Origin of the sequence: Marinibactrum halimedae (assembly GCF_021234875.1) — a bacterium.
Classification (GTDB): domain Bacteria; phylum Pseudomonadota; class Gammaproteobacteria; order Pseudomonadales; family Cellvibrionaceae; genus Marinibactrum; species Marinibactrum halimedae.
In genome coordinates this window covers 14,543-36,526 of sequence record NZ_JAJQVM010000027.1, presented here as the reverse complement: position 1 = coordinate 36,526, position 21,984 = coordinate 14,543, and the positions used below count along the sequence as shown (strand labels likewise).

17 protein-coding genes are annotated in these 21,984 nt (G+C 45.7%); 12 read left to right on the top strand and 5 right to left on the bottom strand.

Annotated features, from left to right (window positions below; genetic code table 11):
* Positions 1-74: 74 nt before the first annotated feature.
* From LU351_RS15145 to LU351_RS15120, 6 genes are all read left to right on the top strand, one after another.
* Positions 75-1,685 carry a glycoside hydrolase family 43 protein gene (locus LU351_RS15145; RefSeq protein ID WP_232594931.1) on the top strand — a complete coding sequence of 537 codons (1,611 nt, stop codon included), beginning with the start codon at positions 75-77 and terminating at the stop codon, positions 1,683-1,685.
* 268 nt (positions 1,686-1,953) lie between these two features.
* Positions 1,954-2,520: an FxsA family protein gene (locus LU351_RS15140; RefSeq protein ID WP_232594930.1), complete on the top strand. Its 567-nt coding sequence runs from the start codon at positions 1,954-1,956 to the stop codon at positions 2,518-2,520.
* Positions 2,521-2,770: 250 nt separating this feature from the next.
* Positions 2,771-3,061, top strand: coding sequence for a co-chaperone GroES (locus LU351_RS15135; RefSeq protein ID WP_232594929.1), 291 nt, complete (start codon positions 2,771-2,773; stop codon positions 3,059-3,061).
* Positions 3,062-3,118: 57 nt separating this feature from the next.
* Positions 3,119-4,771: a chaperonin GroEL gene (groL, locus tag LU351_RS15130; protein WP_232594928.1), complete on the top strand. Its 1,653-nt coding sequence runs from the start codon at positions 3,119-3,121 to the stop codon at positions 4,769-4,771.
* Positions 4,772-5,045: 274 nt separating this feature from the next.
* Complete coding sequence (gene sodB / locus LU351_RS15125) at positions 5,046-5,627, top strand: superoxide dismutase [Fe] (RefSeq protein WP_232594927.1); 582 nt, start codon at positions 5,046-5,048, stop codon at positions 5,625-5,627.
* Positions 5,628-5,976: 349 nt separating this feature from the next.
* On the top strand, positions 5,977-6,765 hold the full coding sequence (locus tag LU351_RS15120; protein ID WP_232594926.1) for a hypothetical protein: 789 nt from the start codon (positions 5,977-5,979) through the stop codon (positions 6,763-6,765).
* Between the two features lie 300 nt (positions 6,766-7,065).
* Here the strand turns inward: LU351_RS15120 and LU351_RS21055 are convergent, their stop codons facing one another.
* Complete coding sequence (locus LU351_RS21055) at positions 7,066-7,314, bottom strand: Lar family restriction alleviation protein (RefSeq protein WP_416053963.1); 249 nt, start codon at positions 7,312-7,314, stop codon at positions 7,066-7,068.
* A 53-nt stretch (positions 7,315-7,367) separates the two neighbouring features.
* The gene (locus tag LU351_RS15115) at positions 7,368-7,634 is read right to left on the bottom strand and encodes a hypothetical protein (protein ID WP_232594925.1); all 267 of its coding nucleotides are present in this window, start codon (positions 7,632-7,634) and stop codon (positions 7,368-7,370) included.
* 677 nt (positions 7,635-8,311) lie between these two features.
* Between LU351_RS15115 and LU351_RS15110 the strand changes: the two genes are divergently transcribed.
* The 6 genes from LU351_RS15110 to LU351_RS15085 all read left to right on the top strand — a co-directional run bounded on the left by LU351_RS15110 (position 8,312) and on the right by LU351_RS15085 (position 16,166).
* Entirely contained in the window at positions 8,312-9,829 is a 1,518-nt protein-coding gene (locus LU351_RS15110) for a fumarate hydratase (protein WP_232594924.1), read from the top strand.
* A gap of 390 nt (positions 9,830-10,219) precedes the next feature.
* A complete protein-coding gene (locus tag LU351_RS15105) occupies positions 10,220-11,002 on the top strand; it encodes an enoyl-CoA hydratase (RefSeq protein WP_232594923.1) in 783 nt (260 codons plus the stop codon).
* A gap of 276 nt (positions 11,003-11,278) precedes the next feature.
* Complete coding sequence (locus LU351_RS15100; protein ID WP_232594922.1) at positions 11,279-12,046, top strand: gamma-glutamyl-gamma-aminobutyrate hydrolase family protein; 768 nt, start codon at positions 11,279-11,281, stop codon at positions 12,044-12,046.
* 465 nt (positions 12,047-12,511) lie between these two features.
* Positions 12,512-13,834, top strand: coding sequence for an NAD(P)/FAD-dependent oxidoreductase (locus tag LU351_RS15095; RefSeq protein WP_232594921.1), 1,323 nt, complete (start codon positions 12,512-12,514; stop codon positions 13,832-13,834).
* 193 nt (positions 13,835-14,027) lie between these two features.
* A complete protein-coding gene (locus LU351_RS15090) occupies positions 14,028-14,606 on the top strand; it encodes a hypothetical protein (protein ID WP_232594920.1) in 579 nt (192 codons plus the stop codon).
* A 15-nt stretch (positions 14,607-14,621) separates the two neighbouring features.
* Positions 14,622-16,166: a hypothetical protein gene (locus LU351_RS15085; RefSeq protein ID WP_232594919.1), complete on the top strand. Its 1,545-nt coding sequence runs from the start codon at positions 14,622-14,624 to the stop codon at positions 16,164-16,166.
* A gap of 110 nt (positions 16,167-16,276) precedes the next feature.
* Here LU351_RS15085 and LU351_RS15080 read toward each other — a convergent pair whose 3' ends face one another.
* The 3 genes from LU351_RS15080 to LU351_RS15070 all read right to left on the bottom strand — a co-directional run bounded on the left by LU351_RS15080 (position 16,277) and on the right by LU351_RS15070 (position 21,823).
* Positions 16,277-17,299 (bottom strand): GNAT family N-acetyltransferase, encoded by a 1,023-nt coding sequence (locus tag LU351_RS15080; protein WP_232594918.1) that lies wholly within the window; start codon positions 17,297-17,299, stop codon positions 16,277-16,279.
* A gap of 189 nt (positions 17,300-17,488) precedes the next feature.
* Positions 17,489-20,641, bottom strand: coding sequence for an efflux RND transporter permease subunit (locus LU351_RS15075; RefSeq protein ID WP_232594917.1), 3,153 nt, complete (start codon positions 20,639-20,641; stop codon positions 17,489-17,491).
* Positions 20,642-20,656: 15 nt separating this feature from the next.
* The gene (locus LU351_RS15070) at positions 20,657-21,823 is read right to left on the bottom strand and encodes an efflux RND transporter periplasmic adaptor subunit (protein ID WP_232594916.1); all 1,167 of its coding nucleotides are present in this window, start codon (positions 21,821-21,823) and stop codon (positions 20,657-20,659) included.
* Positions 21,824-21,984: the final 161 nt, after the last annotated feature.

Below are 21,984 nucleotides of genomic sequence, written 5' to 3'. Positions count from 1 at the left end.
TATCTCTGTAGGTCGTACTGATATTCCGTACGACCTTTCAATAGAAGAAAAATTAGACGTTTGGTGTCTTAACAATGACTGATGTAATTTCCAATCCAATTTTACCGGGTTTTAACCCCGACCCTTCCATCTGCCGTGTGGGCGATGACTACTATATTGCGACCTCCACGTTTGAATGGTATCCAGGTGTTCAAATACACCACTCTCGTGATTTAAAGAACTGGCGATTAGTCGCTCGTCCATTGAATCGACCAGATTTATTGGATATGACGGGCGAGCCAGATTCATGTGGTGTGTGGGCACCGTGCTTGACCTATAACGAGGGTTTGTTTTATCTGGTCTACACCGACGTTAAACGTTTTGATGGAAATTACAAAGACACTCATAACTATGTGACTACCTGTGCCACTATTGATGGCGACTGGTCTTCACCGGTGTACATGAATAGCAGCGGTTTTGACCCGTCTTTATTTCATGATGATGATGGCCGTAAATGGTATGTCAATATGGTGTGGGATCACCGTCGTCCGGGGCCGACCTTTTTTAAAGGCATCGACCTGCAAGAATATTGCCCTGAGCAAAAAAAGCTGATGGGACCGGTTCACTCTATTTTTCCAGGTTCAGATCTGAGTTTTACCGAAGGGCCACACTTGTATAAGCGCAATGGGTACTACTACCTTATTACGGCAGAAGGTGGAACCGGTTACAATCATGCGGTGACGATGGCGCGTTCCAAATCCCTGACTGGGCCCTATGAGCTTCACCCCATCAAGCACATCATTACAGCGAAAGACACCCCGGATAACAAAATTCAGCGTGCAGGTCATGGTGATTTTGTTGAAACGCAATCGGGTGAGGTGTATCACGTGCATTTATGTAGTCGCCCATTGTCTTTATGGGGCGGAAAGGCTGCCCGTAGCCCAATGGGGCGCGAGACAGCCATTCAAAAAATGGAGTGGCGTGAGGACGATTGGCTATGGCCGATAGATGGCGATTGCATTCCCAAAGCGGAAATTGCCATCGCCGATTTGCCACCGGAGATGCCATCCAAGGCTTACGCACGTCATGACTTTGATGAGACAGCGCTACCGGATGAGTTTCAGTGGCTACGTGTGCCGGACCCTTCCGTTTTCATGAGCTTAACAGACCGTGCAGGTTTTTTGCGTTTGTATGGTCGCGAATCCATAGGCAGTTGGTATAAGCAAGCCTTGATTGCTCGACGTCAGCAGGCGTTTTGTTTTACTGCTTCCACCCAAGTGGAGTTTGAGCCTGAACATTTTCAGCAAATGGGGGGCTTGGTTTGTTACTACAACACTCATAAATTCCATTACCTTTACATTTCCCGTGATGAAACGTTAGGCAAGGTATTGAATGTGATGTCTTGTGTGGGTGACCAAAGCTGGATGCTTACTTTTGGGCTTGAGCAGGGGATTAAATTGCCGGATAACGTCCCGGTTTATTTACGAGCCGCAGTGGATTTTGACAAATTGCAGTTCTCTTGGTCTTTGGATGGTACCGATTGGCATCTTTTCCCAGTCACACAAGATTACAGCTTATTGAGTGACGAAGCCGGTAAGGGCGAAGGTGCAAACTTTACCGGTGCTTTTGTTGGTATGTGTTGCCAGGATGTTGCTGGCACCGGTTTGCATGCTGACTTTGATTTCTTTGAATATATCGAGTGGTAGAGTCGGTAGTGGTAGAGTCGGTATCGGCTTTATTCTTTCATCTTCTCTAAAAAGGCCCCTTGATTCATCTTGGGGCCTTTTGTTTATTATTTGCTTTCCTTCAATTTGCCCCCACCTTCTTATTTGGCACGCAGGCTGAATCAACTTTAGTGCAACTTTTTAGCGCTGTCTGAAATTCAGCCTCTGTCTAAAATTTACCGTCAGTCTAAAATGAAAATTTAGGCGACAACCGATTGAATTATCTCGGAAGCTATTTCGAATATATAACATGCGTTACTTTCTTCTTTTATTGCTAAGCGGAATTCTCATTGAGTTTTGGGTGCTGGTCAAAGTGGGTACTCAGATTGGTGTTTTATCTGCCATTGGGCTGAGTATTTTTACGGCATTTGCCGGTATCCACCTTGTGAGAATGCAAGGTTTAAAAACATTGGCTACCTTGCGTGAACGAATGCAGGCCAATGAACTGCCAGGGGTCGAAATCATCGGTGCCATCAGCTTGGCTATTGCGGGAGTCTTATTGTTGATCCCTGGTTTTGTCAGTGATGCGGTAGGGGTTTTATTTTTGATTCCGGGGTTACGGGTGCGATTAGCCAAATGGTTATTGCGTGGAAAAATTCAGCGTTTTCAACAAAGTGGTGCTTTTGGTCGTCGTACCTTTCAAGGGGAATCGTCATTTTTTCAGACGGATTTTGAAGCGAAAACAGGCTTTCAGCATGGGGCGGAGAAAGGCGGAACGACGATTGATGGTGAGTGTGAAGAGGAAGCTCCCATGGCACCAAAGTCACTTACGGGGCATGAGGATTCTGATACCCCACCCCCTCATAAAAAAAGCTAATTTTTTTGAATTTGAGTGTTGAAAAGGGAATTTTCGATCCCCATTTCACAAAACACTTGATATTTGACCATCGATAGAACTGTTAAAAGAAGCTGTTGTTGGGCATTGGGTAATACCGTGTAGATAAGCGGTAACCGAACAATTATTGCTGTTAAACGTGACATGTAAAGTCGAGTTTGGCAGCGCGTAATGTAATTCATAATAAAATCCGTTAGTCGGGTTAGTATCTTACTTCTAGGAGAAGAAAACGATGAATATTCGTCCTTTACACGATCGTGTTGTGGTTCGCCGTAAGGAAGAAGAAAAAACGACCGCCGCAGGTATCGTCCTACCCGGTTCCGCCACTGATAAGCCAAATCAAGGTGAAGTATTGGCTGTTGGTAACGGTCGCATTTTGGACAATGGTGAGGTTCGCCCAGTAGACGTAAAAGTTGGTGACACTGTTGTATTCGGTAAATACGCAGGCAGCGACACTATCGACGTTGATGGCGAAGAGCTTCTGATTTTGTCTGAATCAGACATCAAAGCTGTTGTGGTATAAGCCTCCCTTTTCTCAACCTAGTGTTTGAACTGAAATCGATTATTAAAGGAATCAAAAATGGCCGCTAAAGACGTAAAATTTGGTGATGATGCTCGCGTAAAAATGCTTGCGGGCGTGAATATTTTGGCTGATGCCGTAAAAACTACTTTGGGCCCTAAAGGTCGTAACGTTGTTTTAGACAAATCTTTCGGTGCTCCTACTGTCACTAAAGACGGTGTTTCTGTTGCGAAAGAAATCGAGCTAGAAAACAAGTTCGAAAACATGGGCGCACAAATGGTAAAAGAAGTGGCTTCTAAAGCGTCTGACGATGCTGGTGACGGTACCACTACTGCTACTGTATTGGCACAAGCCATTGTCAACGAAGGTCTGAAGTCCGTTGCTGCGGGCATGAACCCAATGGACCTTAAGCGTGGTATCGACAAAGCGGTTGCGGCTGCAGTTGCGCACGTTCAGTCTATCGCTCAGCCTTGTGAAGACAGTAAATCTATCGCTCAAGTAGGTACTATCTCTGCAAACAGTGATGAAAACGTGGGTAACATCATTGCTGAAGCAATGGAAAAAGTGGGTAAAGAAGGTGTTATCACCGTCGAAGAAGGTTCTGGTCTTGAGAACGAGTTGGACGTAGTAGAAGGTATGCAGTTCGACCGTGGCTACCTGTCTCCTTACTTCATTACCAACCAAGACAACATGAGCGTTGAGCAAGAGTCTCCGTTCCTTTTGTTGGTTGACAAAAAAATCTCTAACATCCGTGAATTATTGCCAGTATTGGAAGCTGTAGCAAAAGCTGGTAAGCCGTTGGTCATTATTGCTGAAGACGTAGAAGGCGAAGCCTTGGCGACTTTGGTTGTAAACAACATGCGTGGCATCGTTAAAGTTTCTGCGTGTAAAGCGCCTGGTTTCGGTGATCGTCGTAAAGCGATGTTGCAAGACATTGCAACCTTGACCGGTGCAACTGTGATTTCTGAAGAAGTGGGTCTTGATCTCGAAAGCACTACTCTTGAGCACTTGGGAACCGCTAAGCGCGTTACCATGAACAAAGAAAACACTGTGATTGTTGATGGTGCGGGTAACGTTGAAGAGATCCAATCTCGTGTTGCACAAATTCGTGCACAAATCGAAGAGTCCAGCTCTGATTACGATCGTGAGAAGCTTCAAGAGCGTGTTGCGAAATTAGCTGGCGGTGTTGCGGTGATTAAGGTTGGTGCAGCCACCGAAGTTGAAATGAAAGAGAAAAAAGCACGCGTTGAAGATGCACTTCACGCCACTCGTGCTGCAGTAGAAGAAGGTGTTGTGCCTGGTGGTGGTACGGCATTGGTTCGCGCGGTTGCGGCAATTGCGGATTTGACTGGCGACAACGAAGAGCAAAATGCGGGTATCGCGATTGCTCGTCGTGCGATGGAAGCGCCTTTGCGTCAAATCGTCGACAACGCCGGTGAAGAAGCGTCTGTTATTGCAGAAAAAGTTCGCGGTGGCGAAGGAAACTTCGGTTTCAATGCTGGGTCTGGCGAGTACGGTGACATGTTGGAAATGGGTATCCTAGACCCAGCAAAAGTGACTCGTACTGCCTTGCAAGCAGCTGGCTCTATTGCGGGCTTGATGATTACCACTGAAGCAATGGTTGCTGATGCACCAGCGAAAGATGCGCCAGCTGCACCAGGTGGCGGTATGCCTGACATGGGCGGCATGGGTGGCATGGGCGGCATGATGTAAGCCCAACCTTTGCTAAGCGGCTCGCATTTGCGAGCCGTTTTTGTATTGGCGGTGTAAAAGCCCTGAAAAATTTGATGAATTAAATGGGTTTTTCCTCTAAACCTATCTGTCAAATAATCCGTAGAAGCTATTCTTAAGAGCTGTCTTTAGAAATTTCCCTTAGAAAGCAATTCGAAAAATAGTTTGAAAAGATAGTGTGTAAAAGATCGTATTAATGATCGCACTAACAACCGTATTACTAACATTGGCCATTAACTGATAAGGAAGGTGACATATGTCTTTTGAATTACCTGAACTGCCTTACGCCCTGAATGCATTGGAGCCACACATCTCGCAAGAGACCCTCGAATATCATTACGGTAAGCATCATAAAACTTACGTCGATAAATTGAATGGTTTAGTACCGGGCACTGAATTTGAAGGTAAGTCTTTAGAAGAAGTGGTGAAGTCTTCTTCCGGTGGTGTATTTAATAATTCGGCACAAATTTGGAACCATACTTTTTACTGGAATTGTTTGAAGCCAAATGGTGGCGGTGAACCTACTGGGCCGGTTGCAGAGGCTATTAATGCCGCTTTTGGCTCTTTTGAAAAGTTCAAAGAAGAATTTACCACGTCTGCGATCAACAACTTCGGTTCTTCTTGGACTTGGCTTGTTAAAGAAGCAGATGGTTCCGTTGCGATTGTCAACACCAGTAATGCGGCAACGCCACTAACAGACGAAGGTATTACTCCTATTTTGACCGTTGATTTGTGGGAGCATGCTTATTACATCGATTATCGTAATGTACGCCCTGATTACATGAAGGCGTTTTGGGCATTGGTTAACTGGGATTTTGTGAACGCTAATTTCGCTTAATATTTGGCCATTGATGCGATAACGACACCACCGACTTCTGTGATACCCAAAGATTGGTCACAGAATAGTCACATCAGACCCATAAAAGGAGGCGATTGCCTCCTTTTTTCTGTTTAGGGCTTACCCAAGTCAGGCAATCTCAGCATAATGTACGCGACTTATTCTACTTAGCTTGTTATGCCATGTTTTAGTATCAATGACATTTTGTTCTTGCACTGTATTGGGTTATCACGTTCTGTGTGATCACATTGAACGGTTGATAGATTAGTTATTGTGAGATTAGTGTGGTTAGATTAGTCGTATTAGATTGTTGTTAATCGTGATATATAAAAGACATTGAGAGGGAAGTATGGCTCGTAAAGAACCGACCTTATCTGGTATCAGTACCGATGACTTAGGCGAAGAGCCTTTACGTCGATCTACCGCGAACCGTAGTAGTGGCTCTAAAAAGGGGGGCAGCAGTAGAGCTGAGCAGCCTCCAAGGTCTGTGAGTTATGACCCTGCGCCTTCTGGTTCAAAATGGACTCCGGTGTTGTTTGTGGTGGCGGTAGCGGCACTTGGGTTATCGGGCTTCTTATTTATGCAGCTCACACAAGCTCAAGTTGCTCTACAAGGTGTTCAACTACGGCTTACGGATTTAGAGCAACAACTCACACTCACTGATGATGAAGCTAGCCAGTCGGTGACGGCGTTACAAGCCAATCTGAAAAAGTCCAATGAACAATTGGCACTCGCACATTCAGAAATTCGTAAGTTATGGGATACCCGTAAGGTAAATAAAAAAGGCATTGCCAGTAATGCGTCTGCGGCAAAATCTGCTGCTTCAACCGCGAACAGCGCAAAGCAATCATTAACGAAAGTGGAGTCATCTCTGTCTGAGCTGAAAGCGACGGTATCTTCGTTATCTCAGTCTGTTAATACCAAAATGGCCTCTGTGGATTCATTACAGTCTGAGGTGAAATCATTATCTTCAGCGCAATCAAGCCTGAAAAGCTCTTTCAAACAGGTGGATAATTTATCGTCTCGGGTACAGAGCAATGAGGATGCGATTGAGTCGATCGATGCCTACCGCCGTAATATTAATCGCCAGCTTTTAGAATTACAGCAGCGTGGAAACAGTTCTCCTGCTACGCCATAAAAGAGAATGTATGGGCCCCCAAACGTCGTTGCTAAGGTCGTATAAATATTGTGGTCAATATCGTTGTTAATACGGTCGTCAATACGCCCTTGAATACAAAGATAAATACACCTTACGATGTTGTTGTTTTATAACTTCTCCCCCTTCTTTTTAAGGGAAGCAAATTCGGAAAAGTAAACCACAAAATAGTAGATGCTTTGATCATATAGGCGTTTACTGTGGTTTACTCTCCTTGAAGTTTCTAATACCCGGTGTTCAAAGCCATATTCATTTTAGATTCCAGTAGTACTCAATATTCTATCATTGTGAGGCCGCTCGGTTGGTGAGTGAAATACTGTCCGCTTCGTTTGCTGGTATAGGGTTTTTCGTTTGATGTTGTCGTATTAGCAAAGATGTTTTATTCCACTCTGATTGTGCTGCTTTTAGATTTGATCGATGTGGGCCACGACAGCGGCAGGATTGGCAGCTGACAGAGTAGGTCATAAGGTGATTGCAGATGTGTAAATGCGAACTTTGACAAAACGGACATGGCTCTAGCGACGTTGCCATCAGTGAACTCCCACGGTCAAATTACCGTACTCTTCTGATTAACATTACCCTTTTTATACACAATCACCTTCCTGGTGAAGGTTATTATTGGTTTTGGTGTTGGCTTTAGTATTGGTTTCGTTGTTTAACACATAAGCTTTTACATCACTCGCTGGCGGTGAATTTGGTGATAGAAAAGTGTTTATTTCCAGTCTTTTTTCTGCATTTTTTAAAAGCATTCGAGAGAGATAAATCAAAGAGAGGGATGCCTTTCTTCCCGAAATTAGAATCTGACGGGCAGAGGAGATTGGGATGGTGCCAACGGGATGATAAGCAATCATTGCCCCATCCTGGAAAAGACTGTGATAAAAAGACTCACAGACGGCTCCTAGAGTGAATTTATTAATGATTAGTCTAGCCATAAAATCACGACGAGCAAGCCAATAACGTTGGTTAATGTCGAAAAATAAGTATCGAAAAACCTAAATATCAGCGTAATTTGCCTACTAAAACGGTATCGTGAAAAAAGTGAAGAATACGAATGAATCACTTTTCTATTTCACCATTTTAATGAATAAAAACACAATCGGTTGCTCTTCGTACAGTAGACAAAGGTCGTGAGTATTATTTAAGGGTTATTTTTCATGACTTTTCTTGATGTACTTTTTTGAATGCCTCCTTTTGTTATTAAATTTTTCTGTTCTAACCTTTCTTCCTTTAATTCTGTTGATGTATAGCGCCGTCTTTGTGATGAGTTTTGCTAAGGTGCTTCGGTTAGTTTGAAAAATGATCACGCATTGGGAAGTGGCTATAACAGCTATCCCTGTGAGTATTTCACGTAAACATGGTGTAAAATGCGTTTGGTACTGAGTATTTATTCGGTGAGGTAATATCTGAATAGTCCATGTACGGTAGGGCAGTGTGGGCTTTAAATGAGTCTTTTTATTCGACCCATTGAGAGAATAGTGACTGACCCCGGTGTGAGCAGAATTTAAAATAACGAAATGAGGCGTACGTAATGACAACCGTGATTCGCCAAGATGACATCATTGAAAGCGTCACTGATGCTTTGCAATTTATCTCTTACTATCATCCAAAAGATTTTATTGACGCTGTGCATGAGGCGTATCAACGGGAAGCCAATCCCGCAGCAAAAGACGCGATGGCGCAAATCTTGATTAATTCTCGTATGTGTGCAGAAGGGCATCGTCCTATTTGCCAAGATACCGGTATTGTCTCTGCTTTTGTGCATGTCGGTATGGATGTCAAAATCGAAGCAGACATGAGCTTAGATGACATCATTAATGAGGGGGTTCGCCGTGCTTACAATCACCCCGATAATGTCCTGCGAGCCTCGATTTTAGCTGACCCAGATGGGGCACGTAAAAACACCGGCGATAATACCCCGGCGGTGATTAACTATAAGATTGTACCGGGCAATACAATTGACGTGCATTTGGCGGCAAAGGGGGGCGGTTCGGAAGCGAAATCCAAGTTTGCCATGCTTAATCCTTCTGACTCGGTTGTCGACTGGGTGTTAAATGTCGTACCCACCATGGGAGCAGGTTGGTGTCCACCGGGTATGTTGGGTATTGGTATTGGTGGTACAGCAGAAAAAGCCATGCTCTTGGCGAAGGAGTCTCTCTTAGACCCCATCGATATTCAAGATTTGCAAAAGCGTGGTGCCAGTAATCGAGCGGAAGAGTTGCGCTTAGAATTATTTGAGAAAGTGAATGCGTTGGGTATTGGTGCTCAGGGGCTTGGTGGTTTAACAACGGTGTTAGATGTAAAAGTCAAAGATTTTCCCACGCACGCGGCGAATAAAGCGATTGCGATTATCCCTAATTGCGCCGCAACTCGTCATGCGCATTTCACCTTGGACGGCAGCGGCCCTGCCTTACAAACACCACCAAAATTGGAAGATTGGCCGGAAGTCACTTGGGAAGTGGGTAATGCACGTCGTGTTAATTTGGATGACGTTACCGCAGAGGATGTTCGTGATTGGAAACCCGGCGAAACGTTATTACTGTCAGGAAAATTGTTGACCGGTCGTGATGCGGCTCATAAGCGTATGATCGATATGATCGCTAAGGGCGAATCGTTACCTGTGGATATGGCCAATCGATTCATTTATTACGTTGGGCCGGTTGACCCTATTGAGGGTGAAGTGGTTGGGCCGGCAGGGCCAACAACGGCCACTCGTATGGATAAGTTCACGCGCACCATGCTGGAAGAAACCGGCCTACTGGGTATGGTAGGTAAGGCTGAGCGTGGCCCAACGGCGATTGAGGCGATTAAAGACAGTAAAGCAGTGTATTTAATGGCAGTAGGCGGTGCGGCTTATCTTGTCTCTAAAGCCATCAAATCTTCAAAAGTATTGGCTTTTGAAGAGTTGGGAATGGAAGCCATTTACGAGTTTGATATTCAGGATATGCCGGTCACAGTGGCGGTAGATAGTAACGGTGAATCGGTGCATCAAACGGGGCCGCAAATCTGGAAAGCCAAAATTGAAGAGGGTGTTTTAGAGGTTCAGTAATCCCTAAGGTTAGATAAAACCCACTTCTTCAAAAAGCCAGCGTATTTTATGCTGGCTTTTTTCTTTATATTAAATACTAATACGATTGTCCTCGCGCCTCGCTGGTCCGATACCTTGGGGGGTGGACAAGTAAGGGGAATGGACAAGTAGGGCGATGACATATGGATGACATATGTAAGGCGCTTGGCCTATTTGCATACTCACATCTTATGAAGGGTGGAGTATGCTAGAGGGTGTATTGGCGTAACGCTTAACAGACTTCGCCCTGATAATAATGAAAATCCGAACAATGCTCGATTTTTAATCTTATTCATTGCCTACGAGAGTGAAACGTACCTATAAACGGCGCGGCAAGGGTGAATCGAGCTTTGGAAAACACAAGGAAACTTTATGTCAACTTCATATCAATCACCGGTTCATGCTTCCACCGATGGTGGCATTATGACACTTACCATGAATCGCCCCGAGTGCAAAAATGCCATCAATATCGACATGTATGAGCAGTTGGCCAATCGTTTTGCCGAAGCAGCAGACGATAAAAGCATTCGCGTTGTTGTCATTACTGGTGCTGGCGGCTGTTTTACCAGCGGAAACGATTTAATGGATTTCGCCAGTAATCCCCCTACCGATGAGAAAAGTGCGGTAGCGGTGTTTTTGAGAACCTTATATACCTTCGAAAAGCCAGTGATTGCTGCAGTGGATGGCAATGCGGTGGGTATTGGCACCACCATGTTATTACACTGTGACTTGGTATACGCCAGTGCCGGTGCCAAGTTTAAATTACCGTTTGTGAATTTGGGTCTTTGTCCTGAATTCGCATGTAGCCAAATATTGCCATTATTGGCAGGGCATGTACGGGCGAGTGAGCTGTTGCTGCTTGGAGAATCTTTTGGCGTGGATACGGCTCGCGATATCGGCATTATTAACACTGTGGCTGAGGGCGATTCTAGCCTCAATTTAGCGCTTGAAAATGCACGTAAAGTAGCAGCGCAGCCACCCATGGCATTACGTAAAACGAAAGCACTTATCCGAGATTATCGTTTTAAAGATGGCTTTAAAGTAATGGAAGAAGAAATGAAAGCGTTTCGTGATGGCTTACAGTCACCAGAATTTGCCGAAGCGGTTGGGGCTTTTTTTGAAAAGCGGGCTCCCGATTTCTCAAAGTTTGATTAATGATCCTCTTCCAATAACAGGGAATGAAAAGAGCGGTGGCGATGTGTTTTCTCAATTCGTTTTGTCGAATAATCATTATTGGTAAAGAGTTGAGATGCTTTCAGTATTAATTAGGTTTAACTAATGTGGATGATTAGCATAAAGTAGAATGGATTCTACCGCGCACATGTGGTCTATTCTCGATAGAGTGTGATGAGCATTTCCAAAAAGAATAAAAAGTCATTCCAGGGTGAGACGTAAGGGGTTTGGAATTTGGCCTTGAAGTGAGGCAAAAATATGGCGTTAATTATTGGGGTAATGGCGGATTGTAAAACCATCGGGTTACACCGTTACCATTGTGTGGGTGAAAAGTATTTGTTGGTGGTTTCCCGATTAATGGGAGCTATTCCAATCATGATCCCTGCTTTGGCCGCGAAAGCCGACATTACGGATTTACTGCACATGGTAGATGGACTGCTGATTCCCGGTAGTGACTCCAATATCGACCCAAAACATTATTCTCATGGCCAATCCGGGTATACATCCACTGTCTCCGACCCTCATGAATTACGCGACCCAGATCGAGACCACACAAATTTATGGATGATTGAATACGCCCATCGTAAAGGCATTCCTATTTTGGGGATTTGTAGAGGATTACAGGAAATTAATGTCACCTTTGGTGGAACCCTGCACGGAAAGGTGCATGAAGCGGGTGATTTCTTTGATCATCGGGGAGACGCTTCTGAATCTATAGAGGCTCAATATGGCCCGGCACATAAAGTTCATATTGAGCCGGGCGGTTGGTTATCGCAATGCTTTCTGCATTCGGATGTCATTGTGAACTCTGTGCACGGGCAGGGTATTTGTACTCTAGCACCGAGGCTCAAAGTAGAAGCCAGTGCACCGGATGGTTTAATTGAGGCGATATCATGTGGTATCGATAACCCGTTTTTATTGGGCGTTCAATGGCATCCAGAATGGAAAGCCCATCTCAATCCATTTTATCAAAATATATTTTCAGCGTTTCAGTCGGCCTGTGAGCAGTATCATCGCTTGAAGTGAAGCGTCTAATTGAAAGGGGCTTCTCAGAAGTCACAAGCACGTTATCTCAAAATTTACCGTTAGAAATTTCTTACCAATAAAGATGGCTATAATAGCTGTATTACTACACTATTGTGTACCTCGTGTAGACGGTTGACACCGCCAGAATGGATATGGTGTGAGCGTTACCAATTACCGCCAATTGGGTAGAGATGAGTTATTTATGCTGCCGCCTAACGGTCGAAAGAAATTGAACAACGACAATAATAATGTGGGATTTTCATGGCGATGCCATAGTAGTAAATGCCATAGTAGTAAATGCCATAGTGGTATTTACGCATCAATTTTACATTTGCACTGGCCATGCTTGATGGGCTCGCATTTATGGGCTTTATGTTCGCAAACTTCCCTTTGTATAAGGTGTGACTGTGTAAGATTAAGATTCAGTTGTGTAATAGATGCTGTAAGAAAGGTATCGCGGTGCTTATGAATACGCCTTCCTCTTCTGATCGTGATCTGTCTCAAACGTATTTTTCAGCAACGGCCAGTGGGCCAATTGATCGACCGCCTCTTACGGAATCCATATCGGCGGATGTCTGTATTATTGGTGCTGGGTTTACTGGGCTGAGTACAGCGTTACACCTTGTTGAACGAGGTGTGTCGGTGGTGGTTTTGGAGGCACAACACATTGGCTCTGGTGCCAGTGGCCGTGGCGGCGGATTGCTGATTCACAGCCTTGAATCTGAGTTGGATGAAATTGAAGCCCGATATGGCGATGCGCTTGCCTCGCAATTGGGCAAATGGGCGTTTACCGGTTCAGGAGTGATTCGAGGCTGGATGGAAAAATACGCCATTGAGTGTGGCTTTCATCAGGGTGTTTTTTTTGCAGCAAGTAATGACCGACAGTTAAATCGACTCGCAGAGAAAGAGCGATTGTGGCGTCGATTTGGTTATCGTGAGTTGGAGCTTATTGGAGCGGATACCTTGCCCCAATACGCCAACAGTGAACGCTTTATGGGGGGGCTGGTTGACCATGGGGCAGGCCAGCTTCATCCTCTGAATTTGGCATTAGGAGAAGCCCAGGCGATTGAATCTCAAGGTGGGCGTATTTTCACTCACTCCCCTGTGGATACATACTCGTTAGTTAACAGTGAGTTGAGTCGACATAACGATCAGCACGTGAAAATTCATACACCAAAAGGGTGTGTGACGGCGAATACGGTTGTAATGGCTTGCAATGCTTCTGAAATACCGTTGCTTCCGGAACTCTCGGGTTTTACCCTTCCTTCTCCATCGGGTGTGGTAGTAACGGAGCCTCTGTCATCAACACTGATTGACAGTTTGCTTCCACAGCAATATGGCGTGGAAGACGCCAATTACGATTTGGACTATTTTCGTCTCACCGAAGACCACCGCTTGCTTTATGGGGGAGGGCTTAGTTATGGTGAAAACAGTGTCAGTGGTTCAAAGGGTACAATAATTAAGCGTATCTTCAATACATTTCCACAGTTGGAAACGGTGGAAATGGACTATGCATGGACTGGGCAAGGTATCGTGACACAAAATCGCTTACCTTGTGTTGGATCGTTTAACTCCCATGTCTTTTATGCTTTGGCATGTGGTCATGGTATTACACTGCCTCATACGTTGGGCTGCATTATGGCTCAGTGTTTGATAGGGGAAACATCGGGCTTTAAAACATTCTCGGGTATTGATCATCGGCCTTTTCCTGGGGGAAAACGATTTCAGGCGCCCTTGAGCCAAATTGGGATGGCCTACTTACGGTTACGTGATCATCTAGGTTTGTAGCTCGCCTCTAAACCAAAGGTTGAGTTTATGTCTCTGCTCAATCATTATGTGGCTTCAATATTAGAATAAAAAAGCCATTGTTTATTGGTAATCGCCAGGTCACCGTTACTTGTTGTTCGCAATTTATTAGGTAATAGTAAGGCGATACATCATTGGTGATGGTAGAGAGATATTCAATCAATTAGGGTGATACATGAAGGGAAAATTGGCACATATTATTGCTGTGTGTGTGTTGTATATTATTGCCGTTGGAATGGCATACCCACTGTTTCTTGTTATTTTTCAACTGCTCGGATTTTTAGTTGATCAATCTGTGCAGTCCACTTTGTACTACTGGCCGCTGGTGACTCAATATTTTAGCAAAGCCCAGTTATTTTCCATTGTATTGGAAGACTGGTGGTCATCTATGCCCCTTTTTGCAGGTCTCTTATTTGTATTTTTTCTTGTGCCCGGTTTGGTCAGCTTACCTGTGGGGGCGTACAGCTGGGTTATGCGTTTTATTGTTCTTATTGCCGCGAATGCTTTTGTTATTACACAGGTAGGAAAACAAACGCCGATCATTATGGGAGTGACGTTATTTCTCATGGCTTTGTGGCTATTGGAATTTACCGTTGCCCAGATGATTTTACGAGCACAGTTATTTAACACTCAGCAACCTCCAAGCGCATCCTTGCAAAATGTTCTTGAGGCGAGAAGCATAAACGACCCCGCTCAAAAAAAACTGGATACAACTGCTGCCTCGTTGACGGCGGAAAATGTACCGAATTCGTGAAAGAGTCTGGATAAAATGCCGTTGTCTTCTTTTTGCCTACATTTTCGAAACCTGACTCGCCATATTATTCAACTTGATGTTCGAATGGATTTGGTGCGTTGTTTGAGTTTGTTATTCACATTATTGGGTTGGTTAGCGGTATCCAATGCAGCAGTGGCTCAGCAAGCTGTGATTGTCGGCGGTGGAGGGGATGTCACTTCCTCAGAAGTGTCTATTGAGCGTAATACTCGATGGATTTATCACATCTTGGCGGAACGTTACGGGGATCGTATTTCACTGGCCTATACCGACGGTGGCAATGCGCAGCATGATGTGTATTTATCGACACCTGCTGAGGTTGCAACGACCGAACAATGGATTCACTTTGCCATAAATGATGGCGAGTTATTGGAATCGAAATCCAGCGAGTTTTTAATAGACCCTCGTCCTGCACATCGTGAATCGGTTCAAGCACTACTTTCCAATACCTTGTCTCAGTTTCCTGCAGAGCGAGTCACGTTGATTTATCAAGGACACGGCGATTTGGATGAGCAGGATACCAATGAAAATGTATTACGATTATGGAATCACTCTTCGTGGAGTGCGAGGGAATTTTCAACATTTTTAGATCAATATAATCAGTCTTCTGAATTTCGATTTGTTTTTCCCCAGTGTTACTCCGGTTCATTTGCCAATGTGATATTTAAAAACATGGAACCGGCAAACGGGTTGACTGAAGACACACGTTGCGGGTTTGTATCCCAATTGGATTTTCTGACTTCTGAAGGGTGTACTCCGTCAGTGCAGGAGGCGAGCTATCGAGATTATTCCACTTATTTTTTTGAAGCGCTGGGAGGTATGCAGCGTACGGGAGAGCCGTTACTGGAATCGCCAGATTATGATGAAAACGGAGAGGTCACAATGCGCGAAGCGCATTTATACACCTTGAGAAATGCCTTGAGTTTGGATTTTTCTCGCTCTACCAGTGAGGTGTATTTAGAGCATTGGCAGGATTGGTTTACACGTTGGTTACCCAGCAGTATTTCTAAATTTAATGATTATTACCAGGCAGCCCAACGTATTGCCGAACCCTTTTCCACACCAGTGCTGCAATCGGAAGCTCGTTCAGAAGCGTATGCCACGTTAAGCTATAAAATTGGTGTTATGGAGCGGGCTATTGGTGAACAACAAGACGTGCTGGAAGAGAAAAAAATCGAACTTGCTCAATGGATTGAAGAGAATTGGCCTGATATTTACAGTGCTTATCTCAGTGATGGCGCCTCCCCTGGGTTAGTTGATATGAGCCCTTCTTTAAAAAGTGGTGAAACAGACCCACTTACCCGAGAGGCCCGCACAGCAATTCAAAAGCAATTATCTTTATTGAATATCATCAGCGCTTACCTTGAGTTAGAGCAGCTGATTGACGCTTACCTTAACCTTGAGCGACAACAAGCACAGTTATCAAAAATCGAGCAAATGTTGAATATCGCTCGCTTACAAACGCTGTTTTCCCGTTTCGCTACCGAATCAGAGAAAAATGAATACCGGCGTTTGTTGGCCTGTGAAGAATTGCCTTTGTGATGGTTTTGAAATCAATTTCCTTAAATAGTTTTTAGATAGGCATTGCATTTTGAGCCGGAATGACTGTTGACCTCAATCTAAATTTTACAGCTTATTTTTACAGTCGAGTTTTAGATCCGAACCTCCCGAAAATTAGGATTGTCTTCTGACTCGTGTTCCCACATACGTTCAAAATGCTCTTTTGCCATTTGAAATTGATGATCACTTAAGCGCCGCCGGTGTGCAATGATTTGTGTATTTTCTAAGGTGGCAACCCACTCGTGGTGATCGGCCAGCAATTTTACACTGTCAAAGCGCACGGTTTCGTCGGTAAGTGTACGGATAGTCACTCGGCTGGGAAGTCGTTTTGCCAGACTCAATAACCCTTCAGTTGGTAAGTTTTCGCTGGTATTGACGTCCAAAATGAGCTGCAGTTGGTTGCGGTTGTGAGATTTAAAAAACGCGCTGAGGGCAGAGTGGGTGTTGTCGGCATTAAAAACATTAATCAGAAGTTCTGGGCAACATAAATACAGTGTGCCTCGACTGGTGGAGAGGGTGTCTGATAACTGGGCTGTCACGTCAGGATAGCCAATAACGGGTTGCCGGATGGGCGTTACGTTATCGCCATTGTGCCGTGTATGTTGTGAAAATGATGAGTCAGTGGCTTTGTGCTCAGAGCTACTGTGGTCATCATTTGATGGGGTAGATGAGATAAATGAGGAAAGAGCGTAGGTCATGTGTTTATGGGGAATCCCTGCATCCATGAACTCTTGGCCATGGGCTACAAAGCCGAGTTTTTCATAGAACGTCAGAGCTGAAAGCTGTGCATCCAATTTTGGCGTTTTTTGTAATACCTCCACAGAATATCGGGTGCAAGCGAGCATTAACTCTACGCCAACACCTTTACCGCGATATTCTTTGTAAACGGCGACTCGGCCAATTTTTCCATTGTCGATGACGCGAGCACAGCCGACGGGGGTATTCGTGTTTTCTTTGTCAAAACACAAAAAGTGCATGCACTTTGCGTCGTATTCATCCAGCTCTTCTTCTTCGGGCACATGCTGTTCTTCAACAAACACGGTGTAGCGAATCGCTTTTAATTGCTCTGCGGCGTCACTCCATCGAACCTGACGTGTCACAAACCCTTTTGCCATAAAGAATACCGTTTATGTAAATTGCATGGATGTGGTCGTTATGCTGCAGTGCAGCTTATACCATGATAATAGCTATCGTTTTTCAATGTTTATCATAATTTATACGGAATATTGCAGTGCAGCGGAGTCATTATTTTGAGTGATATTTCAAAATGGTTTTACCAACTCCGCTGACGATAGCCTACCTGATTAAGGCAGGCTGGTGGTGTCTACATCGGTCAAATCGTGTGGTGGGTGAGTTTGGTGCTGATCCTGCAATTCGCGAGTGACCGACATGGGCGAACCGGTGTGACGCGCCAGCAGAGAATAGGCTACAGGTGTCACGAACAGCGTGAAGAGAGTGGCTGAGATGACACCTGTCAACACGACTAAACCAATGGCTGCACGGGTTTCCATGCCAGGGCCACTGGAGAGAATCAATGGCAAGGTGCCAGCCGCTGTCGTAATGGCCGTCATAGCAATGGGGCGCAGGCGAGTGCTGGCCGATTCTCGAATCGCTTGGGTAAATTCCACCCCCTCATCTCGCAGCTGATTAGCAAACTCGACGATTAAAATCCCGTTTTTAGCGGCGAGCCCGACCAGCATAATAAGGCCAATTTGAGAATAAATATTTAATGAGGCACCGGTAAAGTAAAGCCCAGCCAGCCCACCGACCATGGCCAGTGGTACACAAAGCATAATGACAAACGGGTGTACCCAACTTTCAAATTGCGCGGCCAAAACCAGATAGGTTACGAACAAACCGAGCAAAAAGATGGTAATCAAGGACGCACCGGCGTATTTGAAATCCCGCGATTGCCCTTTATAGTCCATCACCACTTCCGTGGGTAAGTGCTCCCGTACCAATGTTTCGAGATAGTTGATGGCTTCGCCTAAGGAATAGCCCTCGGCCAGATTGGCCTCCATGGTAATGGCGCGTACTCGATTAAATCGATTCAGACGGCTGCTGTCGGCAAATTCATTGATCGTGACTAAGTTAGACAGCGGAATTAATTGACCACTAACAGTGGAGCGGACATAGATGTTTTCCATATTGTGGATGGTGCGCTGCTGAGAGCGTTCGCCTTCCAAAATAACATCATATTCTTCACCCCCTTCGATGTAAGTGGTCACTCTACGTGATCCAAGCATAGTTTCTAAGGTGCGGCCAATGGTTTCGATATCGACGCCCAGTTCGGCGGCACGGGTGTAGTCGATATCCACTTCCAATTGGGGTTTGGTTTCTTTGTAGTCCCAATCAATGCCTATTAAACCTGGGTTAGACTCACTGATTTTCTCCATTAAGACATCGCGCCACTGGGTGAGCTCTGCATAGGTGCCCCCACCGACTACAAAGCTTACCGGTTTTGACAAGCCACCGCCAAAGCCTTGGCGCATTACCGGGAAGGCACGAACTCCAGGAAGGTCACTGAGTTTGCTTCGCACTTCGTTCATAAGAGTGAAGGCACTGCGTCGCTGATCCCAGTCTTCTAAGACGATGATCACCAAGCCACCGCTGAAATCTTGTGTGGTGCCAAAGGCGCGAGGGGCTCGCACAAGTAATCGTTGAAACTCGCCGTTGTCGACGAAGCTCATTAAGCGTTGTTCGATTTCTTCCATGTAGCCTTTGGTGTAATCGTAGGAAGCGCCTTCCGGGCCGTTAACGATAAGAAAAAATGCGCCGCGATCTTCCTTGGGGGCATACTCTTCTGGTGTATTGTGGTACAGCCACGCCATAGTACCCACCAAGCTAAAAAAGAGCACAATAATGGGCAATGGGTGTTTAATGCAGTGGTCAACGGTATTGAGATAGTGAGATTGCAAGTAGCCAAAGGCGCTATCTACCGCCCTTACAATAACGTTGGATTTATCGGTATTGCGTAAAAACTTTGAGGCCAACATGGTAGACAATGATAGGGCCACAAAAGAAGAAAAAACCACTGCCGCCGCCATGGTAAGGGCGAATTCAGAAAACAATCTGCCGATATTCCCCTGTTGGAAGGCAATGGGAACGAAGACCGCCACTAACACCGCCGTGGTGGCCACGACAGCAAAAGCTACTTGGCGCGCACCTCGATAGGCTGCAATTAGGGGTGATTCGCCGTATTGCTCCATTCGCCGAGAGATGTTTTCCAGCACCACAATGGCGTCGTCCACGACTAAGCCAATGGCCAACACCAAGGCGAGCAGGGTGAATAAATTGATGGAAAAGTTGAATAGGGCTAACGCACTGAAAGTGGCAATAACAGAGACCGGAACCGTGACCGCAGGCACCAGCATGGCCCGAACATTTCCTAAAAACAGATAAATCACCAACACGACCAGTGCGATGGCAATAAACAGTGTTTGATACACTTCATCAATCGCACCTTCAATAAAAATGGAGCGATCGTAGCTTTGCTCTAGCGACATGCCCTCTGGCAGAGTTTCGTTAATTCGAGCTGCTTGCTCTTTGGCTTGGCGTGCCACCTCGATGGTATTGGCCGTGGATTGTTTGATAATACCGATACCCACTTGCGGTACTAAATTACCACGGAAGAAGCTGCGATTTTCGACCGTGCCCTTTTCCACACGGGCCACATCGCCCAGGCGCACTAAGTAGCCACCGTTGCTGTCTTGCCCTTGGGCAATCACCAAATTGCCAAAGTCAGAAGGTTGATGGAACGTCCGCTTCGTGCGCACAGTAAATTGTCGCTGGTCGCTCTCAATCGTGCCGGCGGGTAATTCGATATTGTTCGAACGCAATGCGCTTTCGATATCCGATACTGTCAGGTTGCGCGCCGCCAACGCATTGCGATCAACCCAAATACGCATGGCGTAACGTTGCTGTCCTCCTACCCGAACCGATGAGACGCCATCGAGAATCGAAAAACGGTCCACCAAATAGCGCTCGGCATAATCCGTTAACTCCGGGGTGGTCATCCCTTCACCGACAAAATTCAGCCACATGATGGCGTCGTCGTTGCTGTCTTCTTTTTGAATATCGGGCGGATCCGCCTCAACGGGTAGGTCGTCGGCAATGCCGCTGACTCGATCTCGAATGTCATTTGCAGCCGCGTCTACATCTCTGCCTACTTTAAATTCAATGGTGATGCGGCTGCGGGAGTCTTCTGATGTGGAAGACATAAATTGAATGCCTTCAATACCTGCAATGCGGTCTTCGATAAGCTGAGTGATTCGAGTTTCGACAACATTGGCCGCCGCGCCGGGGTAGGAGGTTGAGATGGTGACAATGGGGGGATCAATATTGGGGTATTCCCTTAACGATAGGCGTTCAAAGGCCATCAACCCGAACGCGATCAGTAGAAGGGAGAGAACACCTGCGAACACTGGGCGTTTCACAGATACATCCGATAAAATCATAGATCAGCCCTCCTCTTAACCTGTAACGCTGGTCGCTGACAGCGTGGAAAGGGGCTGAGGGTCAATTGCGCCGCCCGGAGCCACCTTGATGGTGCCGTGGGAGACCACGCTTTCACCGGGGATGAGCCCATTGACGACCTCAACACTGCCATGGCGTCGCACACCCAGTTCAACTTTGCGCTTCTCTGCAATCCAGCCGGTATCGGTCTCTTTGGCTACGTAGACGAAGTTGTCATAGCCTTGAGGAATGATGGACTCCTCTGAAACGAAAATGGCCTCCCGCTCACTGTGAAAGATCGTTAATGTCATCAGCATACCGGGTTTAAGGCGGCGGTCTTCGTTAGGCAATATGGCTCGAACCGTCAGAGAGCGCGTGACCGGGTCGATTTGATTATCAATACTCATCACCTTGCCGGAAAACTGTGTCTCTCGGTAGGCACGAGAATGGGCGATAACCGGTAAGCCGACGGACAAATCGCCTAACATCACTTCGGGGACGTTAAAGTCTAACTTCACTTGGCGACTGTCTGTGAGTGTGGTGATGACATCGCCTGGTTGGACAAGTGCCCCAACGCTGATATTGCGTAAGCCAATGGTGCCGGAGAAGGGGGCTCGAATGACAAAATCTTGCAACCTCGATTGCGCAGCAATCAAACGCGCTTTGGCAGCATCATAATTACGTTGCTGTTCGTCCAGCGCCGATTGTGTTGCTGTACCGGATTTTACGAGTGGAATTAAACGTCGTAATTGTTGCTCGGCTTCCCGTGCGGTGGTTTGCGCCTCCAATAAGGCGGCGTCTTCTTCAGCGCTGGTTAGTCGCACCAATACATCACCTCTTTGGACGTGGGCGCCATCTTCAAACTCAATGGCAGAGATGGTCTCTGTGACATTAACGGTAATGTCCACCGCTTCATTGGCAATTAGGGTGCCTAGAGCCTCGGTTTTATCTTGGTAACGCTCTATGACAATTCGCTCTGTTGTGACTAAAGTCGGTTTAGAATTCCCTTTGAATTGAGCCAGTGCGGGAAGCGAGATGGCCATGGTGAAAAATAAGCTAGTGCATAGGGCGCCCACTCTTTTTAAGGCCGTTTTGGAAGTGGATTTTGAAATTGCGTTATTCAATAGTTTTAGGCGTAATGGCTTCAACAATAATGCGATTAAGTTTAACGGGGATATGGTCATTGTGTACCGTTTTCAAAGCGAAGTGTTATGAACAACCAAGCAACACGATATGGTGTGTGCGTAAGTGTTTTTTACATGACATTAAAATCTATATTTATTCGATAAAAAATATAACTTTTTAATTACGTTAAAAATACAGTATCAGGTCTACCTCACCTTAA

What these genes read in the sequence shown, in the direction of transcription:
- LU351_RS15085 (WP_232594919.1), top strand. Translation starts at nt 14,622, where the DNA reads ATGCCGTTGTCTTCTTTTTGCCTACATTTTCGAAACCTGACTCGCCAT.
- LU351_RS15120 (WP_232594926.1), top strand. Translation starts at nt 5,977, where the DNA reads ATGGCTCGTAAAGAACCGACCTTATCTGGTATCAGTACCGATGACTTA.
- sodB (WP_232594927.1), top strand. Translation starts at nt 5,046, where the DNA reads ATGTCTTTTGAATTACCTGAACTGCCTTACGCCCTGAATGCATTGGAG.
- LU351_RS15140 (WP_232594930.1), top strand. Translation starts at nt 1,954, where the DNA reads ATGCGTTACTTTCTTCTTTTATTGCTAAGCGGAATTCTCATTGAGTTT.
- LU351_RS15090 (WP_232594920.1), top strand. Translation starts at nt 14,028, where the DNA reads ATGAAGGGAAAATTGGCACATATTATTGCTGTGTGTGTGTTGTATATT.
- LU351_RS15145 (WP_232594931.1), top strand. Translation starts at nt 75, where the DNA reads ATGACTGATGTAATTTCCAATCCAATTTTACCGGGTTTTAACCCCGAC.
- LU351_RS15135 (WP_232594929.1), top strand. Translation starts at nt 2,771, where the DNA reads ATGAATATTCGTCCTTTACACGATCGTGTTGTGGTTCGCCGTAAGGAA.
- LU351_RS15075 (WP_232594917.1), bottom strand. Translation starts at nt 20,641, where the DNA reads ATGATTTTATCGGATGTATCTGTGAAACGCCCAGTGTTCGCAGGTGTT.
- LU351_RS15070 (WP_232594916.1), bottom strand. Translation starts at nt 21,823, where the DNA reads ATGACCATATCCCCGTTAAACTTAATCGCATTATTGTTGAAGCCATTA.
- groL (WP_232594928.1), top strand. Translation starts at nt 3,119, where the DNA reads ATGGCCGCTAAAGACGTAAAATTTGGTGATGATGCTCGCGTAAAAATG.
- LU351_RS15115 (WP_232594925.1), bottom strand. Translation starts at nt 7,634, where the DNA reads ATGATTGCTTATCATCCCGTTGGCACCATCCCAATCTCCTCTGCCCGT.
- LU351_RS15100 (WP_232594922.1), top strand. Translation starts at nt 11,279, where the DNA reads ATGGCGTTAATTATTGGGGTAATGGCGGATTGTAAAACCATCGGGTTA.
- LU351_RS15080 (WP_232594918.1), bottom strand. Translation starts at nt 17,299, where the DNA reads ATGGCAAAAGGGTTTGTGACACGTCAGGTTCGATGGAGTGACGCCGCA.
- LU351_RS21055 (WP_416053963.1), bottom strand. Translation starts at nt 7,314, where the DNA reads ATGGCAACGTCGCTAGAGCCATGTCCGTTTTGTCAAAGTTCGCATTTA.
- LU351_RS15095 (WP_232594921.1), top strand. Translation starts at nt 12,512, where the DNA reads ATGAATACGCCTTCCTCTTCTGATCGTGATCTGTCTCAAACGTATTTT.
- LU351_RS15105 (WP_232594923.1), top strand. Translation starts at nt 10,220, where the DNA reads ATGTCAACTTCATATCAATCACCGGTTCATGCTTCCACCGATGGTGGC.
- LU351_RS15110 (WP_232594924.1), top strand. Translation starts at nt 8,312, where the DNA reads ATGACAACCGTGATTCGCCAAGATGACATCATTGAAAGCGTCACTGAT.